The sequence below is a fragment of the Galbibacter marinus genome, from assembly GCF_000300875.1.
GTDB lineage: Bacteria > Bacteroidota > Bacteroidia > Flavobacteriales > Flavobacteriaceae > Galbibacter > Galbibacter marinus.
In genome coordinates this window covers 1-18191 of the sequence record NZ_AMSG01000025.1, presented here as the reverse complement: position 1 = coordinate 18191, position 18191 = coordinate 1, and the positions used below count along the sequence as shown (strand labels likewise).

20 protein-coding genes are annotated in these 18191 nt (G+C 37.4%); 9 read left to right on the top strand and 11 right to left on the bottom strand.

Annotation, left to right across the window (positions count from 1 at the left end):
- The first annotated feature begins 533 nt into the window (after positions 1 to 533).
- Positions 534 to 1049: a type II RES/Xre toxin-antitoxin system antitoxin gene (parS, locus tag I215_RS13150; RefSeq protein ID WP_008992472.1), complete on the top strand. Its 516-nt coding sequence runs from the start codon at positions 534 to 536 to the stop codon at positions 1047 to 1049.
- Positions 1049 to 1522, top strand: a complete 474-nt coding sequence (locus I215_RS13145) for an RES family NAD+ phosphorylase (protein WP_040460441.1) — start codon at positions 1049 to 1051, stop codon at positions 1520 to 1522. The genes parS and I215_RS13145 overlap by 1 nt, the downstream gene beginning before the upstream one ends.
- Here I215_RS13145 and I215_RS13140 read toward each other — a convergent pair.
- The 6 genes from I215_RS13140 to tgt form a co-directional block, all read right to left on the bottom strand.
- Positions 1450 to 2394, bottom strand: coding sequence for a type IV toxin-antitoxin system AbiEi family antitoxin (locus I215_RS13140; protein WP_008992470.1), 945 nt, complete (start codon positions 2392 to 2394; stop codon positions 1450 to 1452). The genes I215_RS13145 and I215_RS13140 overlap by 73 nt on opposite strands.
- Positions 2395 to 2759: 365 nt before the next feature.
- On the bottom strand, positions 2760 to 4295 hold the full coding sequence (dnaB, locus tag I215_RS13135) for a replicative DNA helicase (RefSeq protein WP_008992469.1): 1536 nt from the start codon (positions 4293 to 4295) through the stop codon (positions 2760 to 2762).
- Positions 4296 to 4464: 169 nt separating this feature from the next.
- Complete coding sequence (locus I215_RS13130) at positions 4465 to 5418, bottom strand: acetyl-CoA carboxylase carboxyltransferase subunit alpha (protein ID WP_008992468.1); 954 nt, start codon at positions 5416 to 5418, stop codon at positions 4465 to 4467.
- 46 nt (positions 5419 to 5464) lie between these two features.
- Complete coding sequence (locus tag I215_RS13125) at positions 5465 to 6367, bottom strand: DMT family transporter (protein ID WP_008992467.1); 903 nt, start codon at positions 6365 to 6367, stop codon at positions 5465 to 5467.
- The gene (locus tag I215_RS13120; protein WP_008992466.1) at positions 6354 to 7433 is read right to left on the bottom strand and encodes an LptF/LptG family permease; all 1080 of its coding nucleotides are present in this window, start codon (positions 7431 to 7433) and stop codon (positions 6354 to 6356) included. Before I215_RS13120 ends, I215_RS13125 begins: the two co-directional genes overlap by 14 nt.
- Positions 7434 to 7491: 58 nt before the next feature.
- Positions 7492 to 8622, bottom strand: coding sequence for a tRNA guanosine(34) transglycosylase Tgt (gene tgt / locus I215_RS13115; RefSeq protein ID WP_008992465.1), 1131 nt, complete (start codon positions 8620 to 8622; stop codon positions 7492 to 7494).
- Positions 8623 to 8870: 248 nt separating this feature from the next.
- On the opposite strand from tgt, the gene I215_RS13110 reads away from it, so the two are divergent.
- The 4 genes from I215_RS13110 to I215_RS13095 all read left to right on the top strand — a co-directional run bounded on the left by I215_RS13110 (position 8871) and on the right by I215_RS13095 (position 12246).
- On the top strand, positions 8871 to 9716 hold the full coding sequence (locus tag I215_RS13110) for a transketolase (protein WP_008992464.1): 846 nt from the start codon (positions 8871 to 8873) through the stop codon (positions 9714 to 9716).
- A gap of 45 nt (positions 9717 to 9761) precedes the next feature.
- The gene (locus I215_RS13105; protein WP_008992463.1) at positions 9762 to 10715 is read left to right on the top strand and encodes a transketolase family protein; all 954 of its coding nucleotides are present in this window, start codon (positions 9762 to 9764) and stop codon (positions 10713 to 10715) included.
- 48 nt (positions 10716 to 10763) lie between these two features.
- A complete protein-coding gene (locus tag I215_RS13100; protein ID WP_008992462.1) occupies positions 10764 to 11351 on the top strand; it encodes a porin family protein in 588 nt (195 codons plus the stop codon).
- Between the two features lie 316 nt (positions 11352 to 11667).
- Entirely contained in the window at positions 11668 to 12246 is a 579-nt protein-coding gene (locus I215_RS13095) for a porin family protein (RefSeq protein WP_008992461.1), read from the top strand.
- A 274-nt stretch (positions 12247 to 12520) separates the two neighbouring features.
- Here the strand turns inward: I215_RS13095 and I215_RS13090 are convergent, their stop codons facing one another.
- The 3 genes from I215_RS13090 to I215_RS13075 all read right to left on the bottom strand — a co-directional run bounded on the left by I215_RS13090 (position 12521) and on the right by I215_RS13075 (position 14501).
- On the bottom strand, positions 12521 to 12790 hold the full coding sequence (locus I215_RS13090) for a hypothetical protein (RefSeq protein WP_008992460.1): 270 nt from the start codon (positions 12788 to 12790) through the stop codon (positions 12521 to 12523).
- 407 nt (positions 12791 to 13197) lie between these two features.
- On the bottom strand, positions 13198 to 13737 hold the full coding sequence (locus I215_RS13080; protein WP_040460449.1) for a Crp/Fnr family transcriptional regulator: 540 nt from the start codon (positions 13735 to 13737) through the stop codon (positions 13198 to 13200).
- Positions 13738 to 13865: 128 nt separating this feature from the next.
- Positions 13866 to 14501, bottom strand: coding sequence for a CHAT domain-containing protein (locus I215_RS13075; protein WP_008992457.1), 636 nt, complete (start codon positions 14499 to 14501; stop codon positions 13866 to 13868).
- Here I215_RS13075 and I215_RS13070 point away from each other — a divergent pair.
- A complete protein-coding gene (locus I215_RS13070) occupies positions 14491 to 14982 on the top strand; it encodes an outer membrane protein (protein WP_008992456.1) in 492 nt (163 codons plus the stop codon). The two genes, I215_RS13075 and I215_RS13070, sit on opposite strands and share 11 nt — an antisense overlap.
- A gap of 445 nt (positions 14983 to 15427) precedes the next feature.
- On the opposite strand, the gene I215_RS13065 is transcribed toward I215_RS13070, so the two are convergent.
- Complete coding sequence (locus I215_RS13065) at positions 15428 to 16411, bottom strand: FKBP-type peptidyl-prolyl cis-trans isomerase (protein ID WP_008992455.1); 984 nt, start codon at positions 16409 to 16411, stop codon at positions 15428 to 15430.
- A gap of 110 nt (positions 16412 to 16521) precedes the next feature.
- On the opposite strand from I215_RS13065, the gene I215_RS13060 reads away from it, so the two are divergent.
- Positions 16522 to 16902: an RNA-binding S4 domain-containing protein gene (locus I215_RS13060; protein WP_008992454.1), complete on the top strand. Its 381-nt coding sequence runs from the start codon at positions 16522 to 16524 to the stop codon at positions 16900 to 16902.
- A 94-nt stretch (positions 16903 to 16996) separates the two neighbouring features.
- A complete protein-coding gene (locus I215_RS13055; RefSeq protein ID WP_008992453.1) occupies positions 16997 to 17500 on the top strand; it encodes a phosphoribosyltransferase family protein in 504 nt (167 codons plus the stop codon).
- On the opposite strand, the gene I215_RS13050 is transcribed toward I215_RS13055, so the two are convergent.
- Positions 17492 to 18004 (bottom strand): shikimate kinase, encoded by a 513-nt coding sequence (locus I215_RS13050; RefSeq protein WP_008992452.1) that lies wholly within the window; start codon positions 18002 to 18004, stop codon positions 17492 to 17494. The genes I215_RS13055 and I215_RS13050 overlap by 9 nt on opposite strands.
- Positions 18005 to 18191 lie beyond the last annotated feature (187 nt).

The window sequence follows — 18191 nt, the reverse complement described above, 5'->3', positions numbered from 1 at the left end:
TTTGAACATTTTATTATTCAAATAGTGTAATATTTGCTCGTTTTTTAACATTTAGGCTGTTTTACCTCCCCTGGATTTAGGGATAAAGTGATTTTCTACATGATGTTGTGGTTTAAAAACAATCTTATTTTAGTACTATGAGTACTAAAAATAGAATTAAAATAAACCTAATTCTTGGCTTGGTTTCGATTCATTTACAAAAACAGGAGTGCGGTGGAAATTGGGAACTTTGATTTTATGGAAAAAATGGTTACACACGGTTACACCTCCATTAATGGCTCAATACTCGAAAAGTATTTTATTGAGAAAATGAAACAAGAAGGAAATTATTCTAACATTGACCTACTGGAAAAAAGGTAATCAAAACGAGATTGACATTGCCTCCTTAAATGAGCTCGATAAATCTATCATCTATGTAGAAGAATAAAATCAACTCTTGTAAATTCTAGTTCCTAAAAAGTGAGAGGGAGATTATAGCTTAAAAGTTTGGGATTATAGCAAAATTGCTTTATATTCACAACAAATATATTATTATGGGCGTCAAAAAAGTTAAAACATCATCATCTAGGAGTAAGACTTTAGATCCCAAAAAAAGTATACGAAGAGCAAGAGTCGTTAAGACTAAAGGCCCTAAATGGAGCATAATGATTGCTGGAAATAAATATGCTTGGTCCACAAAAATGGACAAGATAAAAATTATAAGGCAGGGATTGCCATATGAATCCATTGAAATCATAAGCTTAAAGTCAAATTTACCTATTAAACAAATCTTACGCTTAGTTGGTATCCCTCAAACAACCTACAATAAAAAGAAGAAAGAGCATGATTCCCTCTCTAGTAGAGATAGTGAAATCATTATAACTCTTATAGAATTACTCGATTTTGGATTAGAAGTTTTTAATAATGAGAGTGAAAAGTTTCAACGTTGGCTAAAAAAACCAAATATCTCTATTGGCGGTGTCTCACCAGAGAGTCTATTCGATTCATTAACTGGAATACTAGAAGTTAGAAATTGTCTGAATAGGCTTGAATATGGTAATTTGGCATAATGAGGGTATTCAGAATTGAGCGAGAAAAACATCTTGAAACTACCTTAAAAGGGTTGGGAGCAGCATTAGTAGAAGGTTATCGTTGGAATAGCTTAAACACCTCTTTAGTTTATACCGCCGAATCACGAGCACTTGCAACTTTAGAAGTTTCAGTTCACCTAGACTTAAGGCAAGAATTACCTTGCGATAGATATTACGTGGAGATTGATATCCCTGATGTAGTTGAAATTTTAGAATTAAGAACTGAAGATTTACCAGATAGTTGGGATGCAAAACCTCCGTCACTTGAAACACAATTCATAGGAGATGATTTTGTAAGAGACAATGAGGCAGCTGTATTAAAGGTACCCAGTAGCATTGTTCCTCCTGAGTACAATTACTTAATTAACCCAAACCATCCTCAGGCCAAGAAAATCAAAGTGATTTCAACGAAAAAACTCACATTTGACAGCAGATTTAAACAGGTCGAATGAAAAATTTCTAACCTTTTAAAAGTTACTACTTTCTCTGAAACACAATCATTCTCTATTTCTATATTTCTATCAATCCCTGTACCTATCAAATCAGCATACACCACTAATGGAGGTGCGACAGTGCCTATCTTTAATTCGAGATTATCATTCCAGAATTTATTATATAATTCTATGTTTCCAGTTTTATCTGGAAACAATTTGAACTCCCTAGCAACACTACTTAATTCTTCACTGGTATAAATAGTATAATTCTTAGATTTTAAATTTCCTGTCAACAGCTCCCCTCCCAGCTCTCCGCTAAGATAAACCATCAAATCACTATTAGCCAATAACTTATCCCTAGTTAGCCTATTATCTAAAGTCCTCATTCTAATCTTGAAATTGCGTGGTTTCAATAACTCATTATAAGCTACAACCCACCGTTGAATAATTTCATCTTGCCTTTTCAAAATCCGCTTACCATTAGTTAGCAACAAATAATGATTTGCTTTAAGTTCCTTAAAAATATTACTCACAGAACCTAGTCCAATTCCTGTTCTTTCTACCAGTTCTCTATATTTCAACTGTAAGGTCTCTGGATTAGATATCAATAATAACAATAGCTTCAAACCTGCTTCTTGGAATGCTCTAGAATGATTTGTATTTTTATTAAGATGTGATTTTCGCCCTTCTACAGAAATAAAAATATTTTCGGTCTTAATAAAAGTATTCCCTGATGCATCAAGGTAAATAATTTGATTTCTTTTTAATTCTTCTGCTGTACTATTTGTCAAGTAATCCGCAATTACGATCGTCTTTTCTAAATGATTAACTTCACTCAAAGCAGTTTTAATTATGCCATAATTTGAGTTTTTACCATTTCTCTTTAACACACAATAAAACTCTCTTCATTAATGTGAAGCAGTGCACCGTTTGGCTCACGGAGGTGTTCAACAACAATTGGGACTCCCATAATTTCTTCTAAGGATTCAATTGACTGGTAAACAAGATCATAATCTTTATGCATCGCTGTTCAGTATAATTAAATTAACCAAATTAAGATAGAGTCTTTATAGATAATCCATTAATACTTAACTAAAAAACATATAGTAAAAAAGTCAACTCACTTCTGTTCAATAAAATTCTCTGTTCAGCACTGCTGAACATATAAAAATAATGAACACAGGAATTCAAAACATAATCATCCTAATGGAAAAGCTTGTTGTCCACCATAAAAAATAATTATGATTACTGGATCCTAAAAGGGTACATCCCCATCATCATCATTTATTGAACTACCAAAGGCCTCATCAGCACTTGGAAGATCACTTGTTGAAAATGGATTATCATCGTTGGCATTCATCTTAGATTGGAACTCAAAAGGAGAATCAAAATCATCAAGGTTGTCAAATTTACCAAGATGACCAACGAACTTAAGTCGGATGTTTTCTAATCCACCATTACGGTGCTTGGCTACAATAAATTCCGCCTGACCCTGAGTTGGACTGCGCTCTTCATCATCCCACTCATCAATCTTATAGTATTCAGGTCTGTAGATAAACGATACGATATCCGCATCCTGCTCAATAGCTCCAGATTCCCTAAGATCCGAAAGTAATGGTCGCTTACTCCCTCCCCTAGTCTCCACAGCACGCGATAACTGTGAAAGCGCAATAACAGGCACATCCAATTCTTTGGCAAGCGCCTTAAGGTTCCTAGAAATAGTAGAGATCTCTTGTTCACGGTTTCCTCCTTTTTGGCTACCTCCAGCGGTCATAAGCTGCAAGTAATCAATTACAATAAGGCGAATGCCGTGTTGAGAAGCCAATCTTCTCGCCTTTGCCCGAAGGTCAAAAATAGAAAGTGATGGCGTATCGTCAATAAATAAAGGAGCGGTTTCAAGGCCCTTTACCTTGACGTTAAGCTGTTCCCATTCGTGTTTTTCTAATTTCCCAGTACGGAGTTTCTCAGAGGAAAGTCCAGTTTCCGAAGAAATCAAACGGGTGATTAGCTGAACCGATGACATCTCTAAGGAGAAGAATGCCACAGGTATATTAGAGTTTACCGCAATATTTCTGGCCATAGATAAGGTCAAAGCAGTTTTACCCATACCCGGACGCGCTGCAACGATAATTAAATCACTTGGCTGCCATCCTGAGGTTAGTTTATCTAAACGATCAAATCCAGAAGGAATTCCACTGAGTCCTTCTTTATTTGATATTTCTTCAATTTTTTTCTTTGCCTGAATTACTAAACTCTGAGCCGTTTCTGAAGACTTTTTAATGTTTCCTTGGGTTACCTCATACAATTTAGATTCCGCAGAATCTAAAAGATCAAAAACATCTGTTCCATCATCATAGGCCTCTTGAATAATTTCACTAGAAATTTTAATCAAACTACGCTGAATAAATTTCTGCAAAATAATACGTGAATGAAACTCAATGTGCGCAGAAGAGGATACTTTTTTGGTCAATTGGATCAAATAAAAGTCCCCTCCTACAGCTTCGAGCCTTTTGTTCTGTTTTAAGCGCGCCGAAACTGTTAATAAGTCTACAGGCTCAGAAGATTCAAACAACTGCACTATGGCCTCGAAAATATGTTTGTGAGACTCCTTATAGAACGCATCAGGGCTCAAAATATCGATCGCCTCATCGACACCTTTTTTATCAATCATCATCGCACCCAGTACAGCTTCCTCTAAATCAGTAGCTTGCGGTGGAATTTTTCCTTTTTCCAACGGAATTACACTGGATTTATCGATCCGAACGCCTTGTATTGGGTTTAATTTTTCCATAGTTGCGAATGTATATAATTGTACGATCAAGTCTGGTTAAATCGCCCTTAGGTTTATTAACCGATTGTAAACAATTATAGTGTTAATAACTTGAATTTCTTGTTAATAAAGGTAAAAAAAACCGAAGCATAAACTCCGGTCTTAACATTTTCGTAACAAACACAGAGGCTTATCCAGAATAAACTCCCATCTTTGAATATTTATCCATACGTTTTTTAACCAAATCTGTTGGGGATAACTTTTTTAGTTGCTCGTGAACTTCATGAATTTTCTCCTCCACGATTTTAAAAGTAGTTCCACGATCGGAATGTGCTCCCCCTAATGGTTCTTTTACAATGTCGTCCACTAAGTGTAATTTTTTCATATCACTAGCGGTTAATTTAAGAGCCTCAGCAGCCTGTTCTTTATACTCCCAACTTCTCCATAAAATGGAAGAACAAGACTCAGGAGAAATCACTGAATACCATGTATTCTCTAACATTAGTACGCGATCACCTACACCAATTCCCAAAGCTCCTCCAGAGGCACCCTCACCGATAATAAGTACGATAATTGGCACTTTTAATCGAGTCATTTCCAAAATGTTTCTAGCAATTGCTTCACCTTGTCCACGCTCCTCTGCTTCAATACCTGGATAAGCACCAGGAGTATCGATTAGCGACACAACAGGAACCCCAAACTTCTCAGCCATTTTCATAAGACGAAGAGCTTTTCGGTAACCTTCAGGATTTGCCATCCCAAAGTTTCTGTATTGACGTGTTTTGGTATTGTATCCTTTTTGTTGTCCGATGAACATATAGGTTTGATCTCCTATTTTCCCTAAACCTCCGATCATTGCTTTGTCATCCTTGACATTGCGATCACCATGAAGTTCTAGGAATGAATCTCCGCAGATGGCCTCAATATAATCCATAGTGTATGGTCTAGAGGGGTGTCTAGACAACTGTACACGTTGCCAAGCGGTTAGGTTTTTATAAATATCCTTTTTGGTCTTTTCTAGTTTTTTCTCCAATTGCTTGCAGGTATCAGATACATCAATCTCACTCTCCGATCCCAACACTACACATTTATCCAATTGCTCTTCAAGTTCTTTAATTGGCAACTCAAAATCTAAATATTCCATGAGTACGTTTAATTAATTCAACAGCCCACAAATATAAAACAATATACTATTTGTCTTGCGATATCGCTGTTTTTCTTTTCAAGGTGTTCTTCAAAATCCCGTTAGCCAGCACTGTGGCTAAAATCACAGCGCCCCCTACGTAAAAGCCTTCACTCATTTTTTCTGCGTCACCAAAGATAAGATAGGCTAGGAAAATACCATAAATTGGTTCTAGATTAATGGTGAGCATAACGGTATAAGGACTAATGAGCTTCATCACCTTTACAGAGGCTACAATTGCAAAAGCTGTACACACGCTCGAGAGAAGTAGCATATACATCCAATCCGAAGTTGAGAGCTGAAAGTACTCCAGGGAGAACTCTCCATTAAAGAGAAGGTATAGGGTAATTAATAACACCCCACTGCTAATTTCATAAAACCCAATTACGGTGGAATCGAGTTTTTGAACTAGTTTTCCGTTTATAAGAGAGAATATGGCAGATAGAAGGGCCGATACTAAAGCCAGAAGAATTCCGAGTTTATATTGGGCTCCTACATTGAAAATTATATAAAGTCCAGCAATTACAATAAGGCCAAACATAATTTCATACCAGACCATCTTTCGCTTGTAAAAGATGGGTTCTAAAAAGGCCGTAAAAAAAGCGCCCGTTGAAATGGTAGCTAAGGTGACTGAGACATTAGATACCTTAATTGCCATAAAGAAGGTGATCCAATGAAGTGCAATGACCCCTCCTGCGATAATAAGGGTCGTTAATAGCTTTTTGCTCACCCTTAGATTAAGGCGCTTAAAGGCCACATAAATTCCAATAAAAACTGCGGCGAGCGACATTCTAAACCATACCAAAGGAATGGCATCCAACGAAATCAAAGCTCCCAAAATAGCCGTAAACCCCCAAATAAACACAATCAAATGTAGAAGGAGGTAATTTTTTAATTTAGCGTTTAGCATTATTAAGTAAATAAATAGCGAGTATACCAAATAACAAATTTGGAATCACCACGGCCAGAAGGGGTGAAAAATCCGACTGTTCCGCTAGTGTTCCAAAGACTTTATCAAAGAATATAAATATGAAAGCTAGAGAGATACCTATGGCTAAATTAAGCCCCATACCTCCGCGACGTTTCATGGAGGAAACTGATACTGCAATAATGGTTAGAATAAATGCAGATACTGGTAAACTCCAGCGCTTGTACTTCACCACCAAATAGGTATTGATGTTCGGAGCGCCCTTGTCGCGTTGTTGTTGAATAAATTCATTTAACTCAAAGAGATTTTTAGTTTCCGCCACATAAGAAACGGGCGTTAAATCTTCTAAGTCAAAATCAAATATGGTATCGAGTCGGTTTTCTTTTATGATTATATCGTTATCTTCTCCAACTATACGTTTCATATAGCCGCTTAAACGATAGGTACTGTCTTTGTCTACCCAGCGAATATTACTGGCAGTTATTTTATACTGAAGCTCATTTCCCTGAAAGTTCTCTAGGGTGAAATTATACCCAATCTTTGTACTGGGGGTAAAACTACTTACGTATATAAATTCGTTTTTGTTAATCTGATTGAATACCTTGGTGGTTTCCCTGCCTTTGTCTCGGCCTCCTTTAAGGTAAGTGATGTAAAAATCATTATACCCTTCACTTGCATCTGGAACGATAAACATTCCCATAAAAAAAGAAAAGATGGCAATAATGGTTGCCCCTATAAAATAAGGTCTTAGAAATCGCCTAAAAGAAATCCCAGAGCTTAAAATGGCAATAATCTCGGTGTTGTTAGCAAGCTTGGAGGTAAACCAAATAATGGATAGAAATAAAAAAATCGGAAACAAAAAGCTGGCAAAGTAAAATGTAAAGTCTATATAATAGCCAATGATAGCCTCGGTTGGCGCTTCATTGGCAATCATCTTATCCACCTTCTCCGACACATCAATCATAATGCCGATGGGGATAAAAAGCACCATCATGGCAAAGAAGGTAAGTAAGTATCGTTTTAATATGTACCAGTCTATTATTTTCACTTTAGTAAAGCTTCCTTTTGGTTTTCCTTTATTGTTTTATACATCCTTTTAAACGGTCCTACAATCGCTTGTCCATTTGTTTGACCATGGTGTTTTTCCAAGTCGTAAAATCTCCTGCTAAGATATGTTTTCTTGCCTGACGAACCAACCATAAGTAAAATCCTAAGTTGTGAATAGTGGCAATCTGTTTTCCCAGATACTCATTGGCCGCAAAGAGATGTCTTAGATATGCCTTGCTATAATAGGTATCTACGTAAGTTATACCCATTTCATCAATCGGAGAAAAATCATCCTCCCATTTTTTATTTTTAATATTAATAGTTCCATGAGCGGTAAACAGCATTCCGTTTCTAGCATTACGCGTCGGCATTACGCAGTCGAACATATCTACTCCAAGAGCGATATTCTCCAAAATGTTTATCGGTGTCCCCACCCCCATTAAATAGCGCGGTTTATCCTCCGGAAGAATATCACACACCACCTCGGTCATGGCATACATCTCTTCTGCAGGTTCTCCTACAGAAAGTCCCCCAATAGCATTGCCCTGAGCTCCAGCATTGGCAATATACTCTGCCGATTGTATTCTTAAATCTTTATAAGTAGAGCCTTGAACAATGGGAAACAGCGTCTGATTGTAGCCGTATTTCGGCTGGGTCTGCTGAAATCTATTTATACAACGATCAAGCCATCTATGGGTCATATGCATAGAGCGCTTGGCGTAATTATAGTCGCATGGATAGGGTGTACACTCATCAAAGGCCATGATAATGTCTGCCCCGATGGTGCGCTGAATATCCATGACGTTTTCTGGGCTAAATACGTGGTAAGAGCCATCTATATGGCTTTTAAACTTCACCCCTTCTTCTTTAATTTTACGTGTTCCTGAAAGGGAATACACCTGGTAACCTCCACTATCGGTTAAGATGTTTCTATCCCAGTTCATGAATTTATGCAATCCTCCTGCAGCTTCCAAAATAGGGGTTTTGGGTCTGAGGTATAAATGATAGGTGTTTCCTAATATAATATCGGGATTGATATCTTCTTTTAGTTCACGCTGATGCACCCCTTTTACAGAGGCCACCGTACCCACTGGCATAAAAATTGGCGTCTCAATGGTTCCGTGATCTGTGGTAATGGTAGCAGCTCTTGCTTTACCTGCAGTATCTTTTGCTAAAATTTTAAAATCCATGTAGCTTCTTCTGCGCTGTTTTTTATATTTCTTGTGTTAAGTACAACAACCATAGGCTCTTCTACTTTTCTATCACAAGCGTTATATTTTGAAGCCGCAAAGATAACAAGTTAATTGCTGCGCATCGCTAAAGTTTAATTAATATCCTCACAATATATCACAAATAAGCCGAATTACTGTACTAAAATCCTTTGCTATACATTTTTAAAACTTTATTTTTGTTGTAGATAAAAATTAAAGAAAAACCAATGTCAGACACACAGAAACTACAGGATTTAACAACCCAGGTAAGAAGGGATATCGTAAGGATGGTACACAAGGTAAATTCAGGACACCCTGGAGGATCTCTAGGATGTACTGAGTTTTTAGTAGCCTTATATAATGAGATCATGGAGATAAAAGATGATTTTACCATGGACGGAATTGGTGAAGATTTGTTTTTCCTCTCCAACGGGCATATATCACCAGTATTCTATAGTGTATTGGCCAGAAGAGGATACTTCCCAGTTAAGGAATTAGATACCTTTAGATTATTAAACTCTCGTTTACAAGGACACCCTACCACCCATGAAGGCCTACCGGGGATTCGTGTTGCCTCAGGTTCCCTTGGACAGGGAATGTCTGTAGCCATAGGAGCTGCACAAGCAAAAAAACTCAATAATGACAATCATATCATCTACTCCTTACACGGCGATGGGGAGCTTCAGGAAGGTCAAAACTGGGAAGCAATCATGTACGCTGCCGGTAACAATGTAGATAACCTAATTTCAACCATCGACTACAATGGTCAACAAATTGATGGGGCCACTAAGGATGTTCTTCCTCTAGGAGACTTAAAAGCAAAATTCGAAGCTTTCGGATGGGATGTACTGGATTTACACCATGGTAATGATCTGGACGCCGTTATCAAAGGATTAAAAGAAGCTAAGAGTAGAACTGGAAAAGGTAAGCCAGTTTGTATTTTATTACATACTGTTATGGGTAACGGGGTAGACTTTATGATGGGAACCCATGCATGGCACGGAAAGGCTCCAAATGATGAACAATTGGAAAAAGCCTTAGCGCAAAACCCAGAAACTTTGGGTGATTATTAAGTCACAAATCCATAGATGCATTATAAAACACTAGAAAAATAAAAGATGAAAAAATATACATATACTGAAAAGATAGATACCCGAAGTGGATTTGGAGCTGGAATGACAGAACTTGGACGCACCAATCCAAATGTAGTAGCCCTTTGTGCTGATTTGGTGGGCTCGTTAAAGATAGCAGATTTTATCAAAGAGAATCCAGAGCGATTTTTCCAAATTGGTATTGCTGAGGCTAATATGATGGGGATTGCAGCAGGACTTACTATTGGTGGTAAAATTCCATTCACTGGTACCTTCGCAAACTTTTCAACTGGAAGAGTATACGATCAAATTAGACAATCAATAGCTTATTCTAATAAAAACGTAAAAATATGTGCTTCTCACGCCGGTCTTACCCTAGGTGAAGATGGTGCTACGCACCAAATCCTTGAGGATATCGGACTAATGAAGATGCTTCCTGGAATGACCGTTATCAACCCATGTGACTTTAATCAGACCAAAGCAGCAACGATTGCAATCGCTGAGCACCAAGGCCCTGTTTATCTACGTTTTGGGCGACCTGCGGTTCCTAACTTCACTCCTGCTGATCAAAAGTTTGAAATCGGGAAAGCGGTGAAGATCAACGACGGGACTGATGTGACGATCATCGCAACAGGACACCTGGTTTGGGAGTCCATTTTAGCTGGAGAAGAATTGGCTAAACAAGGGATCTCAGCGGATATTCTAGATATTCACACCATTAAGCCATTGGATCAAGAAGCTATTTTAGAATCCGTCGCAAAAACGGGCTGCGTGGTTACCGCCGAAGAGCATAATTACTTAGGTGGCCTTGGAGAAAGTGTTGCAAGAGTTTTAGCTGAGAACAACCCAACTCCACAAGAATTTGTGGCGACTCAGGATACTTTTGGAGAAAGTGGAACGCCAGCGCAACTCATGGATAAGTACGGTTTAAACAGTGAAGCAATTGTTAAAGCTGTTACAAAAGTGTTAAAAAGAAAATAAACATTAAAAAAAACTGTTTAACAATAAAACACTGTAAAAATAACAATTATGAAAAAAGCAATTTTAATCATCTGCCTTTTGGCAGGAGCAGTAACCTACGCACAGAGTGGTACTGGTATAGGAATAAAAGGTGGTCTTAATTTCGGAGCAGCTGGTGATTTATCAGAAACTGTCAGCGATATTGATATTAGCTCTGATTCCAAAGTTGGTTTCCACCTAGGCGTATTTGGCAAAATGGACTTTGGTACTTTGTATTTCAGACCTGAGCTGGTATACACCAAACTAAACGCTGAATACGATTATGAAGAAGTAACAAGTGATTTCGAAATGAGCAAACTTGATATGCCGCTACTTGTTGGTCTTAACATTCTAGGTCCTGTTCATATTTTTGCAGGTCCTTCTCTACAGTACGTTCTTGATACGGATCTTGAGGATGTCGAACTCGAAGATGTTAAAAATGACTTTACGGTAGGTTTTAACATTGGTGCTGGTGTAAATCTTTCTGACCAATTAGGTGTGGACCTTCGTTACGAAAGAGGATTTAGCGACAATGAGGCTGAATTTGCAAACGTTCCAAATGCAAGGGTTGACACAAGACCATCGCAACTTATCTTAGGATTGTCTTATAAATTCTAAAAACACACGATAGTAAGATACGAATTACTTAGTTGCAAGTACCAAGTCGTTTGTATCTCCTTAAAGTTTAGGGCTGCCAATTGGCGGCCCTTTTTTATAGACCTAACGCCACCCATAACACCGCTGCTTTATTGATTTCACAAGTGCCTGATGAATTACTGCAGCACAAACAACATGCAGGAAGTAGATAATAACGCCTTTAAAAAGATAAAGCGCTCCTAACCAAGTAATTGTTAAAGGCGAAAATAAAGTGTTAAAATAAAAAATAAAGACGCTAAAAATCAGTTTAGTAAGGAAACACTGTAAAAACTAAACAATGAAAAAAGCAATTTTAATCCTCTGTCTACTGGCAGGAGTAACTACGTACGCGCAGACAGGCTCTGGTATTGGAATAAAGGGTGGTCTTAATTTTGGTGCCAATGGAGACCTTACTGAAAGTATTGGAAATCTGAACTCTAATTCTGTTTCAAAGTTAGGTTTTCATGTCGGAGTCTTTGGCAAAATGGATTTCGGGACCCTTTATTTCCGTCCTGAACTGGCTTATAGCAGGTTAAATTCTAAGTATGACGACAACGATTTTAAAATGAATAAGCTGGATATACCACTTCTTGTTGGACTGAACATTCTTGATCCAGTACATATCTTTGCTGGACCAGCTTTACAATATATCCTCGATACAGAACTGGAAAATGTCACCTTAGCCGATGTTAAAAATAAATTTACCGTTGGTTTTAATATCGGGGCGGGTATTAACTTCTCCGATGAGCTGGGTCTTGACCTTCGTTATGAGAGAGGATTTAGTGAGAACGAGGCAGAGATCCTTGGCGTGGAGGGGAATCCTCGATTAGATACCAGACCTTCTCAACTTATCCTGGGATTGTCCTATAAATTTTAATGCTTAACATTGGAAAAACGCCAGGATTTCATCCTAATTATTTTAAAAAAACGCATTATAAATGGAGTAGGAAAATAGCGATTGCGTTCCTATCTCCCTACTTCATTTTAAACTGTTTAATTCAGTAATAATTCGATAATTTCTTTGTGGATCAGTATCATTTTTCTCCTAAATATCCTTAAGTATTTTTAATTCCCTAGGGATATATCCCTGGTCCTCCAGCTTTTTTATGCCCAATGCATCGTATATATATCCAGAACTTTAAAGGATTCTTTTAATGGGCGTTCAATGTTTTTTCTACAATAAGAGCATCTAATGAAAGTTGCTTTGATTCCAGGTAAATAAACCATAAAGTCAATGCGGCAAGAGCCATTACTTCCGGTATAAAAACGTGTTGCCTAAAATGGATTTTTAAACCCTTCCTATTTCGTCTAATGTGGAAGGCTACTGGAGTGATAAATCCGATTCCTATTACCTCATGTGCCACTTCTGTATGCCCATCAAAGAGATGTAGTAGTAAGAGAATTCCAGTGATAATAAGCACTATAGAGCGTAAAGAAAGCAATGGAGATACATCGTATCTTTTTAGTCGAATCGATTTATCTTTTTAAAAAATATGAACTAAAGGCATTGTACTAGCACTCCTTCTAGTTAAATTACTCGAGTTCAATACATTCAAAATGGTATGAATGGAGAAGGTTTATAACCGCTTTAGATATGTTTTTTGGGCTCTCAATACGTAAAATTCTATCGCGATCTTCAAGGTCAAAATTCCAAAGTATGTTGTGGAAATTGAAATCTAGATGAAGTTTTAATTTTCTAATGTGAGCCTTATTCTTGACAGATGTCTTAAAGACATGTATGATCTTATGTTCCATTTTTGATGTATTGATTTGACCTCAAAATTGGAAAAAAGAAGCATCAAAAACGATAACAATTGTTAATAAACCGCTATCGTCTATTACGTATCCTACTCAAGGATACCGAGGTGATCCCTAAATAAGAAGCTATGTAATGTTGTGGGATCCGCTGTACCACTTCTGGGTGTTTGGCCAACAATTCTTCATAACGTTGTTGAGGGGTGTTTTTTAAATAGGAGAAGAAAATCTGTTGGCTCTTTAAAAGCCGAGTGTATAGATGCTCGAGCATCTGATCTCTTAGCTGTTGTGAATTATTAAGGGTATCTTGAAAATCCTTTTGGGTGATAACTTGTAGCATGCATGGCTCCATGCTTTCAATAGTATATAAGCTGGGCTTGTTTGTCATAAAACTTTCTATAGAAGAAACACCATCTCCTTCAAAGAAAAATTGTGTAGTAATATCTTTACCGTTACTGTTAACCCATGTTCGCAAACACCCTTTTTCTACAAAAAACATTTTTTTTGAGAGACTCCCTTCTGCTAACAGCACTGTTTTGGCAGGGACCTCTAAAGGGGTAAAAAGGGGTTTAAGAATACTCCACTTATCGTGTATCGGTTTGTTTTGTGACATGACTGCTTCCTTGCTTGAATTTAAATAGGCTTCCATTTACGATATAAATGGCTGAGTTTGTACTCAAATTTATGTAAAATGGAACTAAAATATAGCATCTTACATGGACTATCTTGTCCATGTAAGATTTATGATGCATTCTTCTTCCTTTTAAAAACGATCATCAGCAAGGCCAGTAGCACTAGCGCAGCGCCTATGATAAAGGCTGGTTTTTTCCAAAACGGAGGGGAAAAATTAATAGGTGCATCATCACCTGAGAGCACAAATCCAGCCCAATAGAAAGGATGTGCTAATTCATCGAATTGAACATTTTCAAGATAGGATAGCTTAGCATTTTGTAATGCCTCACTTTTCGATTGACCTTGCGTGAGATACTCATAAAACAGTATCATAAGTTCAGATGTTTGCTGATCTGGAACCTTCCACAAACTCATCAAGGTACTCGAGGTCCCAGCATAGGTGAAAGCTCTCGACATACTCATCACGCCATCTCCTTTAAAAACACCTGTTCCAGTATTACAAGCACTCAGTACCGCCATATCCGCCTGGAGGTTTAGACCGTAAATTTCTGAGGTGGTAAGCTCGTGAGATCCTTCATTTTTAGAGAATAATATTTTATTGAGCATGGGATTTAGCTTATCTAACTCTGTATGCGTCGCGAGATGAATGATCGATGCTTGATTGCTGTGTTCAAGAAGCGCTTGCTTGGTAGCTTCTTCTCCTAAAACTGGATGTCCTTCCACCAATTGACTAATGGAAAACACTGGAATTTTAACCGTTTTTCTAAGTCTAAGCTTTTCTGCTAATGCACAAGAAAACATCAGACTTGGAGCATTAATTGCCTACGGGACAGAAATTGAAAGCCTCGGCGTTGGTGTAAATGCAGAGTTTCCAGTAATAGAAAACTTAACTGTGTCGCCATCCTTTATTTACTATATACCAAAGGAAGGATCTGGCTTTAAAATGAATTGGTTTGAAGTCAATGCCAATGCTAATTACTATTTTGTATCGCAAGCCGATATGGGCGTCTACGCTATTGGTGGGCTGAACTATAGTAGTGTTAAATTAGAATACGATGGTTCTTACCCATTTGATATGGATACCTCCGATGGTCGATTTGGTCTTAATCTCGGTGCTGGTGCAAATTTTGAACTCGGTGGGATCACGCCATTTGCTGAGATTAAATATGTCATTATAGATGAAGGACAACTTGTATTAGGCGCAGGGGTGAAATTTAATCTGTAACCTATTTAGGATAAGATAATCCACTATTTTTCATGGGATTTTCCAGAGGTTGCTACATGCCTAGCGTTAAATCTATTTATCTTTTGTAAAAGCTACACTAAAGAAGTAGTACACCAGTGTAGCATGTTACTTGCATTTCCCTTTTATGTAAAATGTGTAACATAAATGATAGTCCAGCTAATTGAAAGCGTATGTATTACTAAAGAGCCCCGCGTACAACCCGCCCTACGCTTGTAAATCATTGTACGGTCAACATAATAGGAAACTATGTGTTCTTTAGTCACTAGCCCCATTAGAAATTTATGGACGGTTAATTCATTGGATAGTTAAAAACAATCGTGAATTCATTTTTGTTTTCATAAATGTTCCTGCTTTGGCCAAGGCACCGTGCTAAAGCAGGTTTTATCTTTATCCCTCTAGTGGGTCTATAAACGCTATCAGCAATTTATTTACCGCTGCCAATCTGGTTGTCTGGATCTAAATAATCTGGAATACCGTCACCGTCGCTGTCATCTGGAATACCATCTCCATCACCTTCATCTATGATACCATTATTGTTATTATCTGGAAGTACATCGTATTCATAAAGTGTCAAAATACCATCATTGTCATCATCGGCATCTAAATAGTTTGCAATACCATCGCCATCACTATCATCATCTCTAGGGTCTCCATTACCATTTAAGTCTTCCAATCGTGATGGAATCCCATCGGGTGAACTTATATAACTCCTTGTATTGAAATCATATATTTGATCTTGATCAGCAAGACTATAGGCTAGCATATCTACCTTAAAGATGTAAGGGTTGTAATTACCTGAACTGTAATAAGCAAGTCCTGAAGGGACAAATACAGCGCCAATGCCGTAATCATTGTTCCAAACGATAGTCCCGTCATCAGGTTGATTTTCCGCATCATATCCTGTCCCAACATTTAATTTGGTACAAAACCACGCAAAGCCTTCTGTTAAACCTCCTAAGGTATTAAATGAAACCTCTACATTGGAAGCGTCTTGTACGATGCCATTCATATAACTAGCTTCATACTTTACCACTACCTGATCTCCAAGCAAAGGGTGTTCTTCACTAGCCCCTTGCCTAGCAATGAGCATATACATTTTCTGTGGAACATCATCAATTTTGATCACAGTGTCTCGGAGTTCTGGTCGTTCTATAAGTGGGGTTTTCCCTGCATTGTCACCTGCGATGGTGTCAAAAACAATCTTATAGTCAAAATCCGCAGGAGGATTTTCAAATTCTTCGTAATTGTAAAAATGAGTTTTTAGGTAAGCCTGCAGATCTGTCTCATTTTCAGCCGTTACCTCTGTTAGATCCCTAAGGGTTGGTCCATTATTACTATCATCATCGTTGTTACAAGCCAATAGGGCTAGTAGGGCCACTGCGGCAAATCCTACAAATTTTATCTTCATCAATCTTGCTTTTACTTTCTTAAATGTTATATTCCACATATACAGGTGCGCAATATACCATTTTCTAGTATTTTTGCTTCAACCTTAACGAAATATTTTAAATTACAATTATGCGTGTCGATAAATATTTGTGGTGTGTACGTTATTATAAAACAAGAAATATTGCTAGTACGGCTTGTAAGAAGGGTCATGTTCGGGTGAATGGGCAGAGTGTAAAGCCTTCAAGAGAAGTTTATCCTACCGATAAAATCACCCTGCGTAAGAATCAAATTGATTATCAATTAACTGTTTTGGATATCCCTGAGAGTCGCGTAGGTGCTAAGCTGGTAGATATTTATCGTGTAGATACCACCCCGAAAGAAGCTTTTGAACATTCAGACCTTTTACAATACTCTAAGGATTATTACCGTAAAAAAGGAAGCGGTCGCCCAACTAAAAAAGATCGTAGGGATATCGATGATTATTTGGATGATGGACCGCAAGAAAAATAGTTGATTATTTGATGGTAGGTTATTTTAAGAAAGCCTCGCAATAGCATCATAAATTTTACCATTAAATCTTATCTTTGAAAAAACATTTTTGGTTATGACAACTCAGGAAAATAAAATTCTGTCACACGAAGAAATTCAGCATAAAATTAAACGCATAGCATATCAGATTTATGAAACCTATGTGGATGAGGATGAAATCGTAATTGCTGGAATAGCTGCGAGTGGGTTGGAACTAGCCAAAAAAATCGATAAGTGTTTTAAGGAAATAGCTGATATTAAAACGATTTTTTGTGAAGTCACTATTGATAAAACCAATCCATTAAAACCTATTATAACCTCACTTGATAAATCTGAGTACCAGAATAAATCCGTTATAGTGGTGGACGATGTATTAAATTCCGGGAGCACATTAATTTATGCTGTTCGTCATTTCTTAGATGTTCCTCTTAAGAAATTAAAAACCGTCGTTCTAGTAGATAGAAATCACAAAAAGTATCCAGTAAAGGCTGACTTTAAAGGGATTTCTCTTTCAACCTCTCTTCAGGAACATGTTGATGTGGTTTTTGAAAAAGGCAATGATGCGGTTTATCTAAGATAGCTTCTCTATTACTTCCCCTGCACATTGTTCTGCAGACTGCTCTGTAACATTTAAAATATGGTGCGCCTGCAGGTAATAAAAATTACGTTCAAATAGGTGCTTTCTTATGAAGTCTGATAAATCTTCATCAGCAATGTCTTTAATTAATGGGCGGTATGATTTTTCAGGTTGTAATCGTTCAATGAGCTTATCTACTGATAATTTTAGATAGAATACATTAGGTGTAGCTTCAATGATTGTTTGCATATTATCTCCGAAACATGGCGTTCCTCCTCCTAGGGATACTACGGCATTTGAGTTGCCCTTAAGAAGCTCACCAAGATAATGGGATTCTTTCTTTCTAAAATACACCTCCCCTTTTTGTTTGAAAATTTCTGGGATGCTTAGTTGTTCTTTGGCTTCAATGTACTGGTCAAAGTCAATGAAATCTTTTTTTAGTTGATTTGCTAAAACCTTACCAACAGTGGATTTTCCACTACCCATATATCCAATTAATACAATCATATAAAAAACTTAATTCGTTAATTGTCACTTCTTTAAAGTTGACCCTTAAAAAAAAGACAAATTTATAGTAAAAATGACTTGAAAAATAAATAAATGATCTTATATTTGCACCCGCTAACAGAAAAGTTGGCCAGTGTTAAAATAACACACTGTAATGACTCGATAGCTCAGTTGGTAGAGCACAACA

Bases quoted from the DNA above. Each gene is read 5' to 3' on its own strand.
- parS (WP_008992472.1), top strand. From the start codon at position 534: ATGGGCGTCAAAAAAGTTAAAACATCATCATCTAGGAGTAAGACTTTA.
- I215_RS13145 (WP_040460441.1), top strand. From the start codon at position 1,049: ATGAGGGTATTCAGAATTGAGCGAGAAAAACATCTTGAAACTACCTTA.
- dnaB (WP_008992469.1), bottom strand. From the start codon at position 4,295: ATGGAAAAATTAAACCCAATACAAGGCGTTCGGATCGATAAATCCAGT.
- I215_RS13130 (WP_008992468.1), bottom strand. From the start codon at position 5,418: ATGGAATATTTAGATTTTGAGTTGCCAATTAAAGAACTTGAAGAGCAA.
- I215_RS13125 (WP_008992467.1), bottom strand. From the start codon at position 6,367: ATGCTAAACGCTAAATTAAAAAATTACCTCCTTCTACATTTGATTGTG.
- tgt (WP_008992465.1), bottom strand. From the start codon at position 8,622: ATGGATTTTAAAATTTTAGCAAAAGATACTGCAGGTAAAGCAAGAGCT.
- I215_RS13110 (WP_008992464.1), top strand. From the start codon at position 8,871: ATGTCAGACACACAGAAACTACAGGATTTAACAACCCAGGTAAGAAGG.
- I215_RS13105 (WP_008992463.1), top strand. From the start codon at position 9,762: ATGAAAAAATATACATATACTGAAAAGATAGATACCCGAAGTGGATTT.
- I215_RS13100 (WP_008992462.1), top strand. From the start codon at position 10,764: ATGAAAAAAGCAATTTTAATCATCTGCCTTTTGGCAGGAGCAGTAACC.
- I215_RS13095 (WP_008992461.1), top strand. From the start codon at position 11,668: ATGAAAAAAGCAATTTTAATCCTCTGTCTACTGGCAGGAGTAACTACG.
- I215_RS13080 (WP_040460449.1), bottom strand. From the start codon at position 13,737: ATGTCACAAAACAAACCGATACACGATAAGTGGAGTATTCTTAAACCC.
- I215_RS13070 (WP_008992456.1), top strand. From the start codon at position 14,491: ATGGAAAACACTGGAATTTTAACCGTTTTTCTAAGTCTAAGCTTTTCT.
- I215_RS13065 (WP_008992455.1), bottom strand. From the start codon at position 16,411: ATGAAGATAAAATTTGTAGGATTTGCCGCAGTGGCCCTACTAGCCCTA.
- I215_RS13060 (WP_008992454.1), top strand. From the start codon at position 16,522: ATGCGTGTCGATAAATATTTGTGGTGTGTACGTTATTATAAAACAAGA.
- I215_RS13055 (WP_008992453.1), top strand. From the start codon at position 16,997: ATGACAACTCAGGAAAATAAAATTCTGTCACACGAAGAAATTCAGCAT.
- I215_RS13050 (WP_008992452.1), bottom strand. From the start codon at position 18,004: ATGATTGTATTAATTGGATATATGGGTAGTGGAAAATCCACTGTTGGT.